At 41.1% G+C, this 17,002-nt stretch carries 18 protein-coding genes; 17 read left to right on the top strand and 1 reads right to left on the bottom strand.

Annotation, left to right across the window (positions count from 1 at the left end; genetic code table 11):
* Positions 1 to 150 precede the first annotated feature (150 nt).
* From B7714_RS06855 to B7714_RS06815, 9 genes are all read left to right on the top strand, one after another.
* Entirely contained in the window at positions 151 to 1,128 is a 978-nt protein-coding gene (locus B7714_RS06855; protein WP_084860055.1) for a DNA/RNA non-specific endonuclease, read from the top strand.
* Positions 1,129 to 1,219: 91 nt separating this feature from the next.
* Positions 1,220 to 1,456: a DUF2829 domain-containing protein gene (locus B7714_RS06850; RefSeq protein ID WP_045591612.1), complete on the top strand. Its 237-nt coding sequence runs from the start codon at positions 1,220 to 1,222 to the stop codon at positions 1,454 to 1,456.
* On the top strand, positions 1,449 to 2,147 hold the full coding sequence (locus tag B7714_RS06845) for a 3-oxoacyl-ACP reductase (protein ID WP_084860054.1): 699 nt from the start codon (positions 1,449 to 1,451) through the stop codon (positions 2,145 to 2,147). The genes B7714_RS06850 and B7714_RS06845 overlap by 8 nt, the downstream gene beginning before the upstream one ends.
* A 10-nt stretch (positions 2,148 to 2,157) precedes the next feature.
* The gene (locus B7714_RS06840) at positions 2,158 to 2,658 is read left to right on the top strand and encodes an NUDIX hydrolase (RefSeq protein ID WP_084860053.1); all 501 of its coding nucleotides are present in this window, start codon (positions 2,158 to 2,160) and stop codon (positions 2,656 to 2,658) included.
* Positions 2,636 to 3,484 carry a putative PEP-binding protein gene (locus tag B7714_RS06835; RefSeq protein WP_084860052.1) on the top strand — a complete coding sequence of 283 codons (849 nt, stop codon included), beginning with the start codon at positions 2,636 to 2,638 and terminating at the stop codon, positions 3,482 to 3,484. The genes B7714_RS06840 and B7714_RS06835 overlap by 23 nt, the downstream gene beginning before the upstream one ends.
* On the top strand, positions 3,481 to 3,921 hold the full coding sequence (locus B7714_RS06830) for an ASCH domain-containing protein (RefSeq protein WP_084860051.1): 441 nt from the start codon (positions 3,481 to 3,483) through the stop codon (positions 3,919 to 3,921). Before B7714_RS06835 ends, B7714_RS06830 begins: the two co-directional genes overlap by 4 nt.
* A 121-nt stretch (positions 3,922 to 4,042) precedes the next feature.
* Positions 4,043 to 6,589 carry a M1 family metallopeptidase gene (locus tag B7714_RS06825; protein ID WP_084860050.1) on the top strand — a complete coding sequence of 849 codons (2,547 nt, stop codon included), beginning with the start codon at positions 4,043 to 4,045 and terminating at the stop codon, positions 6,587 to 6,589.
* Positions 6,590 to 6,699: 110 nt separating this feature from the next.
* On the top strand, positions 6,700 to 7,374 hold the full coding sequence (gene ciaR, locus B7714_RS06820; protein WP_000590635.1) for a two-component system response regulator CiaR: 675 nt from the start codon (positions 6,700 to 6,702) through the stop codon (positions 7,372 to 7,374).
* Positions 7,364 to 8,701, top strand: a complete 1,338-nt coding sequence (locus tag B7714_RS06815) for a sensor histidine kinase (RefSeq protein WP_084860049.1) — start codon at positions 7,364 to 7,366, stop codon at positions 8,699 to 8,701. Before ciaR ends, B7714_RS06815 begins: the two co-directional genes overlap by 11 nt.
* Before the next feature lie 64 nt (positions 8,702 to 8,765).
* Here B7714_RS06815 and B7714_RS06810 read toward each other — a convergent pair whose 3' ends face one another.
* Complete coding sequence (locus tag B7714_RS06810) at positions 8,766 to 9,050, bottom strand: DUF3270 domain-containing protein (RefSeq protein ID WP_084860048.1); 285 nt, start codon at positions 9,048 to 9,050, stop codon at positions 8,766 to 8,768.
* Positions 9,051 to 9,430: 380 nt separating this feature from the next.
* On the opposite strand from B7714_RS06810, the gene B7714_RS06805 reads away from it, so the two are divergent.
* From B7714_RS06805 to B7714_RS06770, 8 genes are all read left to right on the top strand, one after another.
* A complete protein-coding gene (locus tag B7714_RS06805; RefSeq protein ID WP_084860047.1) occupies positions 9,431 to 10,486 on the top strand; it encodes an ABC transporter permease in 1,056 nt (351 codons plus the stop codon).
* Between the two features lie 13 nt (positions 10,487 to 10,499).
* Positions 10,500 to 11,180: an ABC transporter ATP-binding protein gene (locus tag B7714_RS06800; protein WP_049518550.1), complete on the top strand. Its 681-nt coding sequence runs from the start codon at positions 10,500 to 10,502 to the stop codon at positions 11,178 to 11,180.
* A gap of 127 nt (positions 11,181 to 11,307) precedes the next feature.
* A complete protein-coding gene (locus B7714_RS06795) occupies positions 11,308 to 12,237 on the top strand; it encodes a peptidase U32 family protein (protein ID WP_084860046.1) in 930 nt (309 codons plus the stop codon).
* A 105-nt stretch (positions 12,238 to 12,342) separates the two neighbouring features.
* Positions 12,343 to 13,026 carry a ribose-5-phosphate isomerase RpiA gene (gene rpiA / locus B7714_RS06790; protein ID WP_084860045.1) on the top strand — a complete coding sequence of 228 codons (684 nt, stop codon included), beginning with the start codon at positions 12,343 to 12,345 and terminating at the stop codon, positions 13,024 to 13,026.
* Positions 13,027 to 13,049: 23 nt separating this feature from the next.
* A complete protein-coding gene (locus B7714_RS06785) occupies positions 13,050 to 14,261 on the top strand; it encodes a phosphopentomutase (protein WP_084860044.1) in 1,212 nt (403 codons plus the stop codon).
* Position 14,262: 1 nt separating this feature from the next.
* Positions 14,263 to 14,823 (top strand): DUF1697 domain-containing protein, encoded by a 561-nt coding sequence (locus tag B7714_RS06780; RefSeq protein WP_000199118.1) that lies wholly within the window; start codon positions 14,263 to 14,265, stop codon positions 14,821 to 14,823.
* Positions 14,820 to 15,629, top strand: coding sequence for a purine-nucleoside phosphorylase (locus tag B7714_RS06775; protein WP_084860043.1), 810 nt, complete (start codon positions 14,820 to 14,822; stop codon positions 15,627 to 15,629). Before B7714_RS06780 ends, B7714_RS06775 begins: the two co-directional genes overlap by 4 nt.
* A 2-nt stretch (positions 15,630 to 15,631) precedes the next feature.
* A complete protein-coding gene (locus B7714_RS06770; protein WP_084860042.1) occupies positions 15,632 to 16,915 on the top strand; it encodes a chloride channel protein in 1,284 nt (427 codons plus the stop codon).
* Positions 16,916 to 17,002: the final 87 nt, after the last annotated feature.

The following is a 17,002-nucleotide window of genomic DNA, read 5'->3' as shown; positions in this document are numbered from 1 at the left end:
ACTACTGCAAAGTGGTTATCGTTTTTGTTTTGGACAAAGGAAGGAAATGGGATAAAAACAACCTCTTTATTCTTGAATAATTAGCAAAATGATAGTAAAATGTAAAAGGAAGAATTAATATAGTTATTATATAAAATAAAGGAGTTTTTTATGAAAAAGTTGCTCACCCTTTCACTTGCCTTACTTTCAGTAACAACACTTGCTGCTTGTTCTGGTCATAAGGTAGAACAAACAGTTCCAGAAGAAAAAGTCGAACAGAAGCAAGCCAAGTTCGATGAAAAGTTGTTTAAAGAAGCTGGACTCTTGCCTTTTAAAAATGAAAAGCAGTTAGAACTTGGGGAATTGGATTCCAAATCACGCGCGACGGGTGCTCATATTCAACTCAAGGACAGCGATGAGCCAACTGAGAAGAGAGAGCCTAAGATAAGTTATAACCCAGTTGGTTGGCATAACTATAATTTTTACTATGGAGATGGTTCTAAAAAGGCTTGGTTAATGAATCGAGGCCATTTGATTGGGTACCAATTTAGTGGATTGAATGATGAAAAGAAAAACTTGGTCCCTATGACTAATTGGCTCAATGCTGGAACATATTATGGAACAGATAATACTAATCAAGAAAGCATGCTTTACTATGAAAATCGATTGGACTCTTGGTTGGCCAATCACCCAAACTATTATCTAGACTACAAGGTGACCCCAATCTATCAAAAGGACGAATTGATTCCTAGACAGATTGAGTTGCAGTATGTGGGAATAGATGAAAACGGCAAACTCTTGGAGATCAAGTTGGGTGGTAGTAAGGAAAAGGTTAATCAGTATTCTGTGACGCATGTTATTCTAGACAATGTTTCAGCTAATGCGGAAATCAATTATTTGGATGGTACGGCTAAAAATACAGTAGAAAACGAAGAAGAAAAAGCTAAGAAAGAAGCTGAAGAAAAGGCTAAGAAGGAAGAAGAAGAAAAAGCACGTCAGGCTACACAAGAAAAAGAAGAAAGTCAGGAATCAAATTCGCAATCAACAAATTCAGGTGGCTACTTTAGAGATAAAAACGGAAGATGGCACAGACCGAATGGTAAATTTGCTTCTAAGAAAGAAATTAGAGAAGCGGGATTGCAGTGGTAGGAAGAATTTAGTATATATACAGTCAAAAAGCCGTTGGAAAACGGTTTTTTGTTATAATTAAATGAAGAATTTAGCATTAAAGGAGAAAAACATGACATTTGAAGAGATCCTGCCTGGATTAAAGGCTAAGAAAAAATACGTACGTACTGGTTGGGGAGGGGCTGAAAACTATGTCCAACTTTTTGATACCATTGAACAAAACGGGGTTGCCCTTGAAGTGACACCTTATTTCCTAATCAACGTGTTTGGAGAAGGAGAAGGTTTTTCCATGTGGAGCCCGACACCATGTGATGTTTTGGCGACGGATTGGGTAGAAGTGCATGACTAGACGCGTATTGATTACAGGAGTGAGTTCAGGAATTGGTCTAGCTCAAGCTCGTCTCTTTTTAGAGAATGGTTATCAAGTTTATGGTGTGGATCAAGGAGAAAATCCAGTTTTAGATGGTGATTTCCACTTTTTACAGAGAGATTTAACTCTTGACTTGGAGCCAATTTTTGACTGGTGCCCTCAGGTGGATGTTTTGTGCAATACTGCTGGAGTTTTGGATGCTTACAAACCACTTTTGGAACAGACAGCGCAGGAAATTCAAGAAATCTTTGAAATCAACTATGTGACTCCAGTTGAGATGACACGACATTATTTGACGCAAATGCTGGAAAGTAAAAAGGGAATCATCATCAATATGTGTTCTATTGCTTCAAATCTAGCGGGAGGTGGTGGTCACGCCTATACTTCCTCTAAGCATGCCTTAGCTGGCTTTACCAAGCAGTTGGCTCTAGACTATGCTGAAGCTGGGATTCAGGTCTTTGGGATTGCTCCAGGGGCAGTCAAGACAGCTATGACCGCTGCGGACTTTGAACCAGGTGGCTTAGCTGACTGGGTAGCTAGTGAAACGCCAATCAAGCGCTGGATTGAGCCAGAGGAAGTAGCAGAAATTAGCCTTTTCTTAGCAAGTGGAAAAGCGAGCGCCATGCAAGGACAAATCCTGACCATTGATGGTGGCTGGACTTTGAAGTAGGAGGAGTTGGATGGAAATCAAAAATCACTTTGGTGTCTATGGCATTTGCTTTGAAAATGAGAAGTTACTCTGCATTGAGAAAACGAGAGGTCCATATCAATATCGTTATGATCTACCTGGTGGTAGTCAGCAACTTGGTGAAGGATTGACGGAAACGCTGATTAGAGAAGTTATGGAAGAGACGGGATATACTGTTAGAAGCTACTCTAATCCTCGAATCTACGATGTTTTCGTCAGGGAAGAGTTAACAAATTTTATGGTTCACCATATCATGGCATTTTATGATATTGAGGTAAACGAGAAGGAAGCTCAAGTTACGATTTCGGAAGCTGTGTCTGATGGTGCGAATGATTCACTTGGATATGTTTGGATGGATATTCAAAAAATCACAGAAGAAAATGCGTCGCCATTAGTCTTGAAGGTTAAGTCTGAATTATTAGGATTTCCGGAACTGGACAAGACTTCCTACATGAATTGGAAGGTGAATAATGAGAAACCAACTTGCCCTTAGTGGCGAACAAATTGTTGCAAAAGTTTACCCACAACTATTGCATCATGTTGGCATAATTCGTGGAGAATACTTACTGAGAGAGCTCAATCAAAATATCCTATTAGCAAGTTGTCAACAATTTGTAAAAGATTATCTAGATACCATTTGCTCCTTGTACTCAGATGAAGAGGTTTGGTATCGTTTTTCAGAGTTAACAAATACAGAAGCTAATTGTTTAGAGGGGACTAAAGAGCATTTTGATGAAAATCATCCCTTGTTTGGTTATAGAGGAACTAGGCGCTTGCTGGCGTGTCCTGATGAATTTCAGGCTGAAGCACATGTCGTTACAGAAGTTTATCAAACAAATCCCAATCTGTCTGTTATTTTTCCTTTTATCAATGATGCTGAGCAGTTAAAACAAGCTATTAGAGTATTGCGTAAGCATGGTTTTACTGGAAAAGTCGGCACAATGATTGAATTACCGTCAGCTTATTTTGACTTGGACAGGATACTGGAAACTGGTATTTCAAAGATTATAGTTGGAATGAATGATTTGACTTCTTTTGTTTTTGCGACTGTGAGAAACAGTCAATGGCATGATATGGAAAGTCCAATAATGTTAGATATGCTAAGAGATATGCAGGATAAAGCAAGGATAAAAAAGATTGACTTTACTGTAGCAGGCTATCTGAATACTTCTTTCATACAAAAAATGAATCAGATGGGTATCAAGTGTATTATCCACTACAGTTCTATTCCAGAGATTTTTAATTTAGAGATTGATCATCCAGACCACCTCAAACGTATAAAAGAAGTAAGTAAAAAATTACAAAGGAGCAACCCATGACACCGCAAGAAATGTGGAATGCATACAAGAAAATCAATCCCTCGATCGGAGATGAGATCGATGCTTGGGCTTTTGGAGTGGAAGCCGATCTCTTGGCAGATTTGGTTTTAAAAGGTGAAAAGACGGCAACTGCATCAGCCTATGATCTTTATGCAGTTGATAACGAACCCCTTCCGCGAGAAGGAACTTTTGATATCATTTTAGATAGCCAAGATCGAGCTGTCTGCATTGTCGAAATTACAAAGGTTTCCGTTCAGCCCTTTCATCAAGTTTCTGCTGAACATGCCTTTAAGGAAGGGGAAGGTGACAAATCCCTAGCCTACTGGCGTCAGGTTCATGAGGACTGTTTCGCTGAGTGGCTGAGAGAGGCAGGACTAACTTTTACGCCTGACAGCAAGGTTGTTTTAGAAGAATTTCGCAAGGTCTACCCTCTGTAGACCGCTAGTAGAAAGAAAGTTTTGGAAATCACCGTCCAATCCTTTTTTCTTAAGCAAAACATGATATAATAAGTTTGTTTGAATAAGAGTAAAACTCTTAAACTTAGAATAGGAGAAAACTATGCAAGCAGTTGAACATTTTATTACGCAATTTGTTCCTGAACATTATGATTTATTTTTGGACTTGAGTCGTGAGACCAAGACCTTTTCTGGGAAGGTGACCATCACTGGTCAAGCCAAGAGTGACCGTATTTCCCTTCACCAAAAAGATTTGGAAATCGCTTCTGTAGAAGTTGCGGGTCAAGCGCGTCCATTTACAATTGATCATGACAATGAAGCCCTTCATATCGAATTGGCTGAGGCCGGTCAAGTTGAATTAGTCATCGCTTTTTCAGGAAAAATCACAGACAACATGACAGGGATCTACCCTTCTTACTACACAGTGGATGGTGTCAAGAAGGAAGTCTTGTCTACGCAGTTTGAAAGCCATTTTGCGCGTGAAGCCTTCCCATGTGTGGATGAGCCAGAAGCCAAAGCAACCTTTGATCTCGCTCTTCGCTTTGACCAAGCAGCAGGTGAGTTGGCCTTGTCAAACATGCCTGAGATTGATGTGGATAACCGCAAGGAAACAGGTATTTGGAAGTTTGAGACAACACCTCGTATGTCATCTTACTTGTTGGCCTTTGTAGCTGGTGACTTGCAAGGGGTTACTGCTAAAACTAAAAATGGTACCCTCGTAGGTGTCTATTCAACCAAAGCTCACCCATTATCAAACCTTGATTTCTCATTGGACATTGCCGTTCGCTCAATCGAGTTTTACGAAGATTACTACGGAGTTAAGTACCCAATCCCTCAATCTCTTCATATCGCCCTCCCTGACTTCTCAGCAGGTGCCATGGAAAACTGGGGTCTGGTAACCTACCGTGAAGTTTACTTGGTTGTGGATGAGAACTCAACCTTTGCTAGCCGTCAACAAGTTGCCCTTGTCATCGCCCACGAGCTTGCTCACCAATGGTTTGGGAACCTCGTTACTATGAAATGGTGGGATGACCTTTGGCTTAATGAAAGCTTCGCTAACATGATGGAATACGTCTGTGTGGATGCCATTGAACCAACTTGGAATATTTTTGAAGACTTCCAAACAGGTGGAGTTCCAGCGGCGCTTAAACGCGATGCGACTGATGGCGTTCAGTCTGTTCACGTTGAAGTCAAACACCCAGATGAAATCAATACCCTCTTTGATGGCGCTATCGTCTATGCCAAAGGAAGCCGTCTCATGCACATGCTTCGTCGTTGGCTCGGTGATGCGGATTTTGCTAAAGGTTTGCATGCTTACTTTGAAAAGCACCAGTACAGCAACACCATTGGTCGTGACCTTTGGAATGCTCTCGGACAAGCATCAGGTCGTGATGTTGCGGCCTTCATGGATTCTTGGTTGGAACAACCTGGTTATCCAGTTCTCACTGTCAAAGTTGAAAATGATGTCTTGAAGATTTCACAAAAACAATTCTTTATCGGTGAGCATGAAGACAAGAACCGTCTCTGGGTGGTGCCACTGAATAGCAACTGGAAAGGATTACCAGATACACTTGAAACTGAAAGTATCGAAATTCCTGGCTATGCCGCTCTTCTTGCTGAAAATAAAGGAGCACTTCGCCTCAATACTGAAAATACTGCCCATTACATTACAGACTATCAAGGAGACTTGTTAGAGGCTGTTCTTGCTGAGCTAGAGACACTTGATAACACAAGCAAATTGCAAATCGTTCAAGAACGCCGTTTGCTTGCTGAAGCAGGGCACATTTCTTATGCTGACTTGCTCCCAGTCCTTGATAAACTTGCTAAGGAAGAGTCTTACCTTGTTGTTTCAGCTGTTTCTCAAGTGATTGCTGCCCTTGAGCGCTTTATTGATGAAGGAACAGAAACTGAGAACGCCTTTAATACACTCGTTGCTAAATTGGCTCGTCACAACTATGACCGTCTTGGCTTTGAAGCCAAAGATGGAGAATCAGATGAAGATGAATTGGTTCGTCAGTTGACCATTTCCATGATGATTCGCTCTAATGATGTAGAAGCTAGTCAAGTCGCTAGTCAAATCTTTGCAGCTCACAAGGATAATCTTGCAGGACTTCCTGCAGCCGTCCGAGCTCAAGTTCTCATTAATGAAATGAAACACCATGAGACCAAGGACTTGGTCGCAACTTATCTGGACCTCTACACTCATACGACAGATGCTGTCTTCAAACGTCAGCTGTCAGCGGCTCTTGCCTACAGTACAGATGCTGATAATATCCAAACCTTGATTCGTTCATGGAAGGATAAGTTTGTTGTGAAACCACAAGACTTGTCTGCTTGGTATTACCAGTTCCTAGATCATCAAACAACTCAAGAAACTGTTTGGGTATGGGCGCGTGAAAACTGGGATTGGATCAAGGCAGCTCTTGGTGGGGATATGAGCTTTGATAGCTTTGTTATCCTACCTGCCCATGTATTTAAGACTGAGCAACGCTTGGCAGAATACAAGGCCTTCTTTGAGCCCCAACTTTCTGACCTAGCTCTTAGCCGTAACATCCGCATGGGGATCAAGGATATCGCAGCGCGTGTTGACTTGATTAAGCGTGAGAAAGCAGCAGTAGAAACTGTTGTAGCTCAATATGGCAAAGCTTAATTCATTCGAAATGTAAATAAAAAACTCAACTTTCTATCTTAAAAGAAGAGAGAGTTGAGTTTTTTTTAAGGCAATTTTGGTATAATAATCATAACAAGGAGGAGTTTCTGATGATAAAAATCTTATTAGTAGAAGATGACCTGGGTCTGTCAAACTCAGTATTTGACTTTTTAGATGATTTTGCAGATGTCATGCAGGTTTTTGATGGAGAGGAAGGTCTCTACGAAGCAGAAAGTGGCGTTTATGACTTGATTTTGCTTGACCTGATGTTGCCTGAAAAAAATGGCTTCCAAGTTCTGAAAGAATTGCGTGAAAAAGGAATTACGACACCAGTCCTTATCATGACCGCTAAGGAAAGTTTGGATGATAAGGGACATGGTTTTGAGTTGGGGGCAGATGACTACCTCACCAAACCTTTCTACCTAGAAGAACTCAAAATGCGGATTCAAGCCCTTCTCAAACGTTCAGGCAAGTTTAACGAAAATACCTTGACCTATGGGGATGTAGTCGTCAACCTTTCAACGAATGAAGTGAAGGTGGAAGATACTCCTGTGGAACTACTCGGAAAAGAGTTTGAGTTATTGGTTTACTTCCTTCAAAATCAAAATGTCATTCTTCCCAAGACACAAATTTTTGACCGTCTATGGGGATTTGATAGCGATACGACGATTTCAGTTGTAGAAGTCTATGTCTCAAAAGTTCGTAAGAAATTGAAGGGAACAGCCTTTGCTGAAAATCTTCAAACCTTGCGTAGTGTCGGGTATATTTTAAAAGATGTTCAATAAATTAAAAAAAACATGGTACGCGGATGATTTTAGCTATTTCATTCGAAACTTTGGAGTGTTCACCCTGATCTTCTCTGCGATGACCTTGATTATCCTTCAGGTCATGCACTCCAGTCTCTACACTTCTGTAGATGAAAAACTCCAAGCTCTTAGTAGTAGTCCCCAAGCGGTTATCCAGTTAGCCCTTAATCGGGCAACTGAGGAAGTCAAGGATATTCAACCAGCAACAGCGGATGCCAGCAAGGCTGAAATCAAGCCCAATGTTAGCTCCAATACAGAAGTTTTGCTTTTTGACAAGGATTTTAACCAACTCTTACTGGGCAATCGTTTTTTAGGCTTGGACAAAATCAAGCTGGATAAGAAAGAGTTGAATCATATTCGCCAAATCCAAGTCGTCAACAGCTATGGTCAGGAAGAAACCTATCGAATGGTCTTGATGGAAACCAACTCTTCTTCTGTCTCAAGTAACGTCAAGTATGCCGCGGTTTTAATCAATACCAGCCAGCTCGAGCAAATCAGCCAAAACCACGAGCATTTAATTGTTGTAGTGATGGCTAGTTTCTGGCTCCTGTCTTTAATTGCCAGTGTTTACTTGGCACGTGTCAGTGTCAAACCCTTGCTGGAAAGTATGCAAAAGCAGAAGTCCTTTGTTGAAAATGCGAGTCATGAACTGAGAACGCCTTTGGCCGTTTTACAAAATCGTTTAGAGAATCTCTTTCGAAAACCAGAGGCAACAATCATGGAATCCAGCGAAAGTATTGCCTCCAGTCTTGAAGAAGTTCGCAACATGCGTTTCCTCACGACCAATCTTCTCAACCTTGCACGTCGAGATGATGGAATCAAACCAGAAATAGCAGAAGTTTCTCCACAATTCTTTAAAACAACCTTTGCTAACTATGAGTTGATTGCTTCTGAAAATGATCGTGTTTTCAACTATGAAAATCGAATTTATCGTCCATTCATGACCGATCAGTTGCTCTTAAAACAACTCATGACCATTTTATTTGACAATGCCATCAAGTATACCGAAGAAGATGGGAAAATTGAGTTTGTAGTCTATGCTACAGATCGCCACCTCTATCTTACAGTAACGGATAATGGAATTGGAATCTCAGCTACTGACAAGAAGAAAATCTTTGACCGATTTTACCGTGTAGACAAGGCGAGAACCCGTCAGAAAGGTGGCTTTGGTCTTGGACTATCTTTGGCCAGGCAGATCGTAGATGCCTTACGAGGAACGATTAGCGTAAAAGATAACAAACCTAGAGGAACGATTTTTGAAGTTAAGATTGCCATCCAATCTCCTTCAAAACGTAAGAATAAATAAAAAAGACAGTTATATAACTGTCTTTTTTGATAACTAGAAAAGAGGTTGGTAGTAGTACCAACCTTTATTTTGAAAATTTTCGTTTCATTATCTTTCGTTGAAGTTGTAAAAGGGCGAAACTTGTTGCCATAGCAGAGATAAATGATAAAGCTGTATTTAATTTTAAGGCTAAAAAGATAAAACTAAACAGTGCCATAAAAATACAGAAACAAGCGATATTTACAAAAAATAAAATCTCTTTTAGGTTAGGGCCGACTGGGGCTTCAGGTGTATAATCTTGATAAAGCGGAGTTTGTTTCGATTCGGGAGCTTGTTCAAACTCATAAGCTTCTAGTTTTCTTGCGGACATGATTCTCTCCTTAACAGTACATAACTATTTTATCATTTTTTATGCAGAGAATTATTACAGAATTGTTACAAAACTACTAAAGTCTCTTATCAACTTCTAAGTCTCTCTTCTTGACACCCACTAGGGAAAGTGATAGCATGGATGTTACACTTAAAACAGATGACCTGACTTTCTCTTTTATAAATATACTGAGAAAGGAAAGGATAACTTATATAAATTGATAGTAAGCAAGTGCTTTTCCTAAGATAATTTGTTGAGTTGCTACCGTGATTCTTTGTAAAAGAGGTAGGAGTTGTTTTGAATGGATGATAAGACAGAGATGCTGTCTATTGGACTGAGTAGCATTTTGCTACCTCTGGGAAAGGTTAAAGGAGATAAGCATGTATCTTGCTATCAAAGAAATATTACGAAACAAACTTCGATATAGTTTGATCTTAACGACCATTTTTCTTATCGCTTTTATGGTCTTTTTTATGACCAGTCTAGCTCTTGGCCTTGTGCGAAACAACCGAGCAGCTATTGATAATTGGCAAGCGACGGGGGTGGTTTTATCTGACTACGCAAATGATAATTTGACGGCATCCTTTATTCCTGAAAAGGACTACAAGGATAAGAGTTCTGAAGAGGCTGCTCCATTGGGCTATATGTTCGCTGTAACCAATCTAGTCGATGGTAGTGAAAAGGTCAATGTTTCCATTTTTGCTCAAGACTGGGACGCATTTATCTCTCCAAGTTTGACGGAGGGGCGTTATCCTGAAGGAGATGATGAGGTTGTCGTGGATCAGTCTTTTGAGAACTATGGGATGAAGCTAGGCGATGCCATTCAGCTCAATGGAAGCGATTCAAGTTACAAGATCGTAGGCTTGACTCAAGGAAATAAATTTTTCACTGAGCCTGTTGTCTTTACGAGTCTGACGACTTATTGGACCTTACAAGGAACCTTGAAAGCCAATCGTTCCATCTCTGCCTTGGTATTGAAAAATGATATAGAAGTGGCTGGCGATGGACTGAAACAGATTTCCATTCCAAAAATGATTTCGAAAATTCCTGGTTACACACCTCAGGTGAATGTATTTTCAGGAATGATTCTTGCTATGATTGTCATCACAGGCTTGATTGTGGGTATTTTTGTTTATATCATTACCATCCAAAAACTAGGCCTTTATGGAATAATGCGAGCTCAGGGAATACAGATCAAAACCATTGTATGGTCTCTGTTCTGTCAAATCTTCCTTTTGTCTGGTATGGGGATTGCTTTAGCCTTACTGGCAATCGGAGGAGCGATTTTAGTCTTACCAGCTACCTTCTTTTTCTATCCAAGTTGGATAGCCTACTCTGTCCTAAGTTTGGTAATTTGCTTGATGGCCCTTCTAGGTGGTGTCATTTCACTTCCACGCTTGTTAAAGGTGGACCCGATTACTGCGATTGCAGAATGATAAGGAGAATAGTATGACAGCATTGATTGAAATGACTCAAGTGACAAAAACGTATGGGGAAGGAAAGATGAAAGTCGTAGCCCTGCATGAGACGAATTTTCAGCTAAATGCGGGAGAGTTCGTATCTATCGTTGGGCCTTCTGGCTCTGGAAAGACAACCTTTCTAACAACTCTAGGACAACTTCAGGAAGCATCGAGTGGAAAGATTCTAGTCAAAGGGAAGGAAACAGGCAGTTTGACGGAGAAGGAAAAAACAGACCTCCGTTTTAGAGAGTTTGGTTTCATTCTCCAGGCTTCAAACCTAATTCCTTTTCTAACAGTCAAGGAACAGCTGGATTTGATTGACAGACTGGATAAGGGAAAAAATAGTAAAAGTGACCGAAAAGAGCTCTTTAAGTTGTTGGATTTGGAAAAGGTACAAAATCATTATCCCAAGGCTCTATCGGGTGGTGAACGTCAACGTGCGGCGATAGCTAGAGCGCTCTATAACAATCCAAGCATCGTGCTTGCAGATGAGCCGACAGCCAGTCTTGACACTGAGCGTGCCTATCAAGTAACAGAGATGTTGGCTGCCATTGCCCACGAACAAGGTAGAGGAGTTGTTATGATTACGCATGATACTCGTCTTCTTGATAAGGTTGATCGTATTTATGTTATGAATGATGGCCACCTAGTTGAAAAAACACAAGTATAATAAAGAGAGTGGACGGTACAGGTTAGCGTTCACTTTTTTGATTGGGAAAGATAGAAACAAGTTTAACTTTTTGTGAAACTCTCAGTAACCATAGCTGATTTTTGAGAAATGTGGTATAATTTTTCTTATGGAAAAGATTATCATTACAGCAACTGCTGAAAGTATTGAACAAGTTGAACAGTTACTAGAAGCTGGCGTAGACCGTATCTACGTCGGTGAGAAAGATTTTGGTCTTCGTCTGCCAACAACCTTTAGCTATGAAGAGTTACGCACCATCGCTAAGCTCGTTCATGAAGCAGGCAAGGAATTGATCGTTGCAGTCAACGCCCTCATGCACCAAGATATGATGGACCGTATCAAGCCCTTCCTAGACTTCTTGGAAGAAATCAAGACAGACTATATCACTGTTGGAGATGCAGGTGTTTTTTACGTAGTCAATCGCGATGGCTATTCCTTCAAGACCATTTATGATGCTTCAACCATGGTGACTAGCAGTCGTCAGATTAACTTCTGGGGACAAAAGGCAGGCGCCTCTGAGGCTGTATTAGCGCGTGAAATTCCATCTGCTGAGCTCTTCAAGATGCCCGAGATTTTGGAAATTCCTGCTGAAGTGTTGGTTTACGGAGCTAGCGTCATTCACCATTCTAAGCGTCCGCTCTTACAAAACTACTATAACTTTACACATATCGATGATGAAAAGACGCGTAAGCGTGACCTCTTCTTGGCAGAACCAAGTGACCCAGAAAGCCATTATTCTATCTTTGAAGACAATCATGGTACCCATATCTTTGCCAACAATGACCTTGATTTGATGACTAAATTGACAGAATTGGTAGAGCATGGTTTTACCCACTGGAAGCTAGAGGGGCTCTACACACCCGGTCAGAATTTTGTAGAAATTGCCAAACTCTTTGTCCAAGCACGCAGCTTGATTCAAGAGGGGAATTTCAGTCATGACCAAGCCTTCTTGTTAGATGAGGAAGTGCGTAAGTTACACCCTAAAAACCGTTTCCTGGACACAGGATTCTATGATTACGATCCAGATATGGTTAAATAGGACATAAAAACCCGAAATAAAAATGTTCGGGTTTTTCCAGTGTATCCATGAAATAAAAACGGATACATGTTATAATAAAAATAGCTCATTAATGGAGGTGTTTGAGTGGAAAATCTGAAGAAAATGGCAGGTGTCAAGGCTGCTGAGTTTGTCAAGGATGGCATGGTAGTCGGCCTTGGAACGGGCTCTACTGCCTACTATTTCGTAGAAGAAATCGGTCGTCGGATTAAGGAAGAAGGTTTGCAGATTACTGCTGTAACGACTTCCAGTGTGACCAGTAAACAGGCTGAAGGTCTTAACATCCCGCTCAAGTCGATTGATCAAGTAGACTTTGTCGATGTGACGGTTGACGGGGCGGATGAAGTAGATAGCCAGTTCAACGGAATCAAAGGTGGTGGTGGTGCCCTTCTGATGGAGAAGGTTGTCGCAACGCCCTCGAAAGAATACATTTGGGTGGTGGATGAAAGCAAACTGGTAGAGAAACTAGGTGCTTTTAAATTGCCAGTAGAAGTGGTTCAGTATGGCGCAGAACAGGTCTTTCGTCGGTTTGAGCGAGCTGGCTACAAGCCAAGTTTCCGTAAAAAAGACGGCCAACGTTTTGTGACCGATATGCAGAACTTTATCATTGACCTAGCCTTGGGTGTCATTGAGGATCCAATTGCCTTCGGGCAAGAATTGGACCATGTCGTTGGTGTCGTAGAGCACGGTTTATTCAACCAAATGGTTGATAAGGTCATCGTTGCTGGACGAGACGGAGTTCAGATTTTAACTTCAACAAAAACAAACTAATCAACATAATAAGGAGACAGACTATGTCAAAATTTAATCGAATTCACTTGGTGGTACTGGATTCTGTGGGAATCGGTGCTGCACCAGATGCCAATAACTTTGTCAATGCAGGAGTTCCAGATGGAGCTTCCGACACACTGGGACATATCTCAAAAGCGGTTGGTTTGAATGTGCCAAACATGGCTAAAATCGGTCTAGGAAATATTCCTCGTGAAACTCCCTTGAAGACTGTGCCAGCAGAAAGCAATCCAACAGGATATGTGACAAAATTGGAAGAAGTATCTCTTGGTAAGGATACCATGACTGGACACTGGGAAATCATGGGACTCAATATTACAGAGCCTTTCGATACTTTCTGGAACGGATTCCCAGAAGAAATCTTGACAAAGATCGAAGAATTTTCAGGACGTAAGGTCATTCGTGAAGCCAACAAACCTTACTCAGGAACAGCTGTTATCGACGATTTTGGACCACGTCAGATGGAAACTGGGGAGTTGATTATCTATACTTCAGCTGACCCTGTTTTGCAGATTGCTGCCCACGAAGATATCATTCCTTTAGATGAATTGTATCGTATTTGTGAATATGCTCGTTCGATTACCCTTGAGCGCCCTGCTCTTCTAGGTCGTATCATTGCCCGTCCTTATGTAGGTGAGCCAGGTAATTTTACTCGTACAGCAAATCGTCGTGACTTGGCCGTATCTCCATTTGCACCAACTGTTTTGGATAAATTGAACGAAGCTGGTATCGATACTTACGCTGTTGGTAAAATCAACGATATCTTTAACGGCGCTGGTATCAATCATGACATGGGCCACAACAAGTCAAACAGCCACGGAATTGATACATTATTGAAGACCATGGGACTTCCTGAATTTGAAAAAGGGTTCTCCTTCACAAACTTAGTTGACTTTGATGCCCTTTACGGCCACCGCCGCAATGCTCATGGTTACCGTGATTGCTTGCATGAGTTCGATGAACGTTTGCCTGAAATTATCGCTGCCATGAGAGAGAATGACCTTCTTTTGATTACTGCGGACCATGGAAATGACCCAACCTATGCAGGAACAGACCACACTCGTGAATATATCCCATTGTTGGCTTATAGCCCTGCCTTTAAAGGAAATGGTGTCATTCCGGTTGGACATTTTGCAGATATCTCAGCGACAGTTGCGGATAACTTTGGTGTTGAAACTGCCATGATTGGGGAAAGTTTCTTAGATAAATTGGTGTAAGATGACGCGATATGCTTTACTTGTTCGGGGCATTAATGTAGGTGGGAAAAATAAAGTTGTCATGGCGCAACTTCGTGAAGAACTGACAGAGTTGGGACTGGAAAAGGTTGAGACCTACATCAACAGTGGCAATATTTTCTTTACTTCGACAGACCCCAAAGCCCGATTGGTTGAAAAGTTAGAGGCTTTCTTTGAAATCCATTATCCATTTATTCAGAGCTTTTCCTTGCTGAGTCTTGAGGACTTTGAAGAGGAACTTGAAAATCTGCCTGAATGGTGGACCAAAGACCTGGCTCGAAAAGATGTGCTCTTCTACACGGAGGGCTTGGATGTGGCTCAAGTGATCGAGAAAGTGAACAGTTTGGAACTGGAAGATGAAGTCGTTCATTTTGGAAAACTTGGGATTTTCTGGGGGAAACTTTCTGAAGAATCCTACTATGCAACTGCCTATCATAAGTACTTGCTCAAGATGCCTTTTTATCGCAACATCACCATTCGCAATGCCAAAACCTTTGACAAAATCGGTCAAATGCTAAAAAATAATAAAGGAGAGACACAATGACATTTTTAGATAAGATCAAGGAAACAGCTGCTTTCCTGAAAGAAAAGGGTATCCTAGCGCCTGAATTCGGTTTAATCCTTGGATCAGGACTTGGAGAATTGGCAGAGGAAATCGAAAATCCTGTTGTAGTAGACTATGCAGATATTCCAAACTGGGGCCGTTCGACAGTAGTCGGTCACGCTGGTAAATTGGTATATGGTGACCTTGCAGGTCGAAAAGTCTTGGCTCTTCAAGGTCGTTTCCATTTCTACGAGGGAAATCCTCTTGAAGTCGTGACTTTCCCAGTACGTGTGATGAAAGTTCTCGGATGTGAAGGTGTCATTGTAACTAATGCAGCTGGAGGTATTGGATTTGGTCCTGGTACCTTGATGGCTATCTCAGACCATATCAATATGACGGGGCAAAACCCATTGATGGGTGAAAACTTGGATGATTTTGGTCCACGTTTCCCAGATATGTCTAAAGCCTACACACCAGAATACCGTGCTACTGCCCATGAAGTGGCTAAAAAACTTGCTATCAAGCTTGATGAAGGTGTCTATATTGGTGTAACAGGTCCGACATATGAAACCCCAGCAGAAATTCGTGCCTATAAGACATTGGGAGCAGATGCAGTTGGTATGTCTACAGTTCCTGAAGTGATTGTGGCAGCCCACTCTGGCTTGAAAGTTCTCGGTATTTCATGTATTACTAACCATGCTGCAGGTTTCCAAGAAGAACTCAACCACGAAGAAGTTGTAGAAGTAACTGAACGTGTTAAAGGCGACTTCAAAGGCTTGCTTAAAGCGATTCTTGCTGAATTGTAATCATGTTAATAGAATTGAGGAGTATTTTTCGAAAAATCCCTTATAATTTTAGATTATTCATAGCAGTAATTCTGCAAGGAATAGTTTCGGGTTTATCTGGTATATTTCTCCATTATCTTATAGAGATGGTGGAGGAGCTAGCTTTTGGTCAGTCAGAGCATCATAGTGGATTTTTGACAGATGGAGTTTCCTCCTCACGGATAGGACTAAGTTTAATAATCGTGGGTCTTAGCTCGTCCTTAGTCTGGTACTTCTTGCAAAAAGGGTCGAAGATTTATTCCATCAAAGCTCAGATGAAGAATGAGACTTCACAATACAAGCTTCATTTTTTAAGACAGCTATTTCATTCAATTTGGCAGATTATTGCAGTTGGAGGGGGAGCGCCTATTGGAAAAGAAGCTGCGCCACGAGAGATTGGAACTCTATTTGCAGGGCCAATTGGAAAAATATGTATACTGTCTATGAAGGATCGCATCTTTCTCCTTGCTTGTGGTGCTGGTGCTGGTTTAGCGGCTGTTTATCAGGTTCCATTAACAAGTGTTTTCTTCGTTTTTGAGACTCTAGGAATTACTTTATCTATCAAGCGATTTGTCTTTGTCGGTTTGACTACCTATGTGTCAACCTATACAGCAGGATTGGTTATTTCAGATCATGCTCTCTACCAGATTCCAGCTATTGCATGGTCATTAAAGGAAGTGTGGATTGTTCCTTTATTACTTCTTTTCTTAACCCCCCTAGCTTGGCTTTTTGGTCGTTTAAGTAAAAAAGTGTCTTCAAACAGGATAAAAGATAAACGAATACTTCTCACATTGCCCTCAGCTTTTCTTTTTCTTGTTGGTCTGGCAAGTTCCTTTCCACATCTACTTGGCAATGGACGCATGATGGCTCAGGAAATTTTAAATGATAGCAGTGGTCAAACAGTGCTTCTCATGTTTTTCCTAAAAGCAGTGGTCGTTCTTATTATCCTTTGGGCAGGGGCCTATGGTGGTACTCTTACGCCATCTTTTGCCTTGGGGATGGCTGGAGCTGCTCTCTTGGGCATGATTCTAGGTTTGGACAGTCAGCCAACCGTTTTACTTTTGGGATCTGTTTGCTTTTTATCTGTGACCTTGAGGGCGCCCATTTCTGCAACCGGATTAGTTATAGGTTTCACTGGGCTAGGTTTAGATTCTCTTCCGTATCTCTTAGTATCTGCTTTCCTAGCTTATGGTTTTGCAAAAGTGTTAGATCGCTTTCCTTGGGCTAGCATACTGTGTCAGAAGTCAAAGAATAAAGTAATTAGGTAGGAAATGCCCGTTTCTTCTAATCAAGGATCTATCTTAAAAGATTAAAAACTATTGTCAGTTTATCAATAACTGTTTTAAATAAAAATG

The sequence above is a fragment of the Streptococcus oralis subsp. oralis genome, assembly GCF_002096595.1.
Lineage (GTDB): Bacteria > Bacillota > Bacilli > Lactobacillales > Streptococcaceae > Streptococcus > Streptococcus oralis_D.
Note: the sequence above shows the minus strand (reverse complement) of the source record. Positions and strands in the feature narration are given on the sequence as shown.

Bases quoted from the DNA above. Each gene is read 5' to 3' on its own strand.
- B7714_RS06855 (WP_084860055.1), top strand. From the start codon at position 151: ATGAAAAAGTTGCTCACCCTTTCACTTGCCTTACTTTCAGTAACAACA.
- B7714_RS06850 (WP_045591612.1), top strand. From the start codon at position 1,220: ATGACATTTGAAGAGATCCTGCCTGGATTAAAGGCTAAGAAAAAATAC.
- B7714_RS06845 (WP_084860054.1), top strand. From the start codon at position 1,449: ATGACTAGACGCGTATTGATTACAGGAGTGAGTTCAGGAATTGGTCTA.
- B7714_RS06840 (WP_084860053.1), top strand. From the start codon at position 2,158: ATGGAAATCAAAAATCACTTTGGTGTCTATGGCATTTGCTTTGAAAAT.
- B7714_RS06835 (WP_084860052.1), top strand. From the start codon at position 2,636: ATGAGAAACCAACTTGCCCTTAGTGGCGAACAAATTGTTGCAAAAGTT.
- B7714_RS06830 (WP_084860051.1), top strand. From the start codon at position 3,481: ATGACACCGCAAGAAATGTGGAATGCATACAAGAAAATCAATCCCTCG.
- B7714_RS06825 (WP_084860050.1), top strand. From the start codon at position 4,043: ATGCAAGCAGTTGAACATTTTATTACGCAATTTGTTCCTGAACATTAT.
- ciaR (WP_000590635.1), top strand. From the start codon at position 6,700: ATGATAAAAATCTTATTAGTAGAAGATGACCTGGGTCTGTCAAACTCA.
- B7714_RS06815 (WP_084860049.1), top strand. From the start codon at position 7,364: ATGTTCAATAAATTAAAAAAAACATGGTACGCGGATGATTTTAGCTAT.
- B7714_RS06810 (WP_084860048.1), bottom strand. From the start codon at position 9,050: ATGTCCGCAAGAAAACTAGAAGCTTATGAGTTTGAACAAGCTCCCGAA.
- B7714_RS06805 (WP_084860047.1), top strand. From the start codon at position 9,431: ATGTATCTTGCTATCAAAGAAATATTACGAAACAAACTTCGATATAGT.
- B7714_RS06800 (WP_049518550.1), top strand. From the start codon at position 10,500: ATGACAGCATTGATTGAAATGACTCAAGTGACAAAAACGTATGGGGAA.
- B7714_RS06795 (WP_084860046.1), top strand. From the start codon at position 11,308: ATGGAAAAGATTATCATTACAGCAACTGCTGAAAGTATTGAACAAGTT.
- B7714_RS06785 (WP_084860044.1), top strand. From the start codon at position 13,050: ATGTCAAAATTTAATCGAATTCACTTGGTGGTACTGGATTCTGTGGGA.
- B7714_RS06780 (WP_000199118.1), top strand. From the start codon at position 14,263: ATGACGCGATATGCTTTACTTGTTCGGGGCATTAATGTAGGTGGGAAA.
- B7714_RS06775 (WP_084860043.1), top strand. From the start codon at position 14,820: ATGACATTTTTAGATAAGATCAAGGAAACAGCTGCTTTCCTGAAAGAA.
- B7714_RS06770 (WP_084860042.1), top strand. From the start codon at position 15,632: ATGTTAATAGAATTGAGGAGTATTTTTCGAAAAATCCCTTATAATTTT.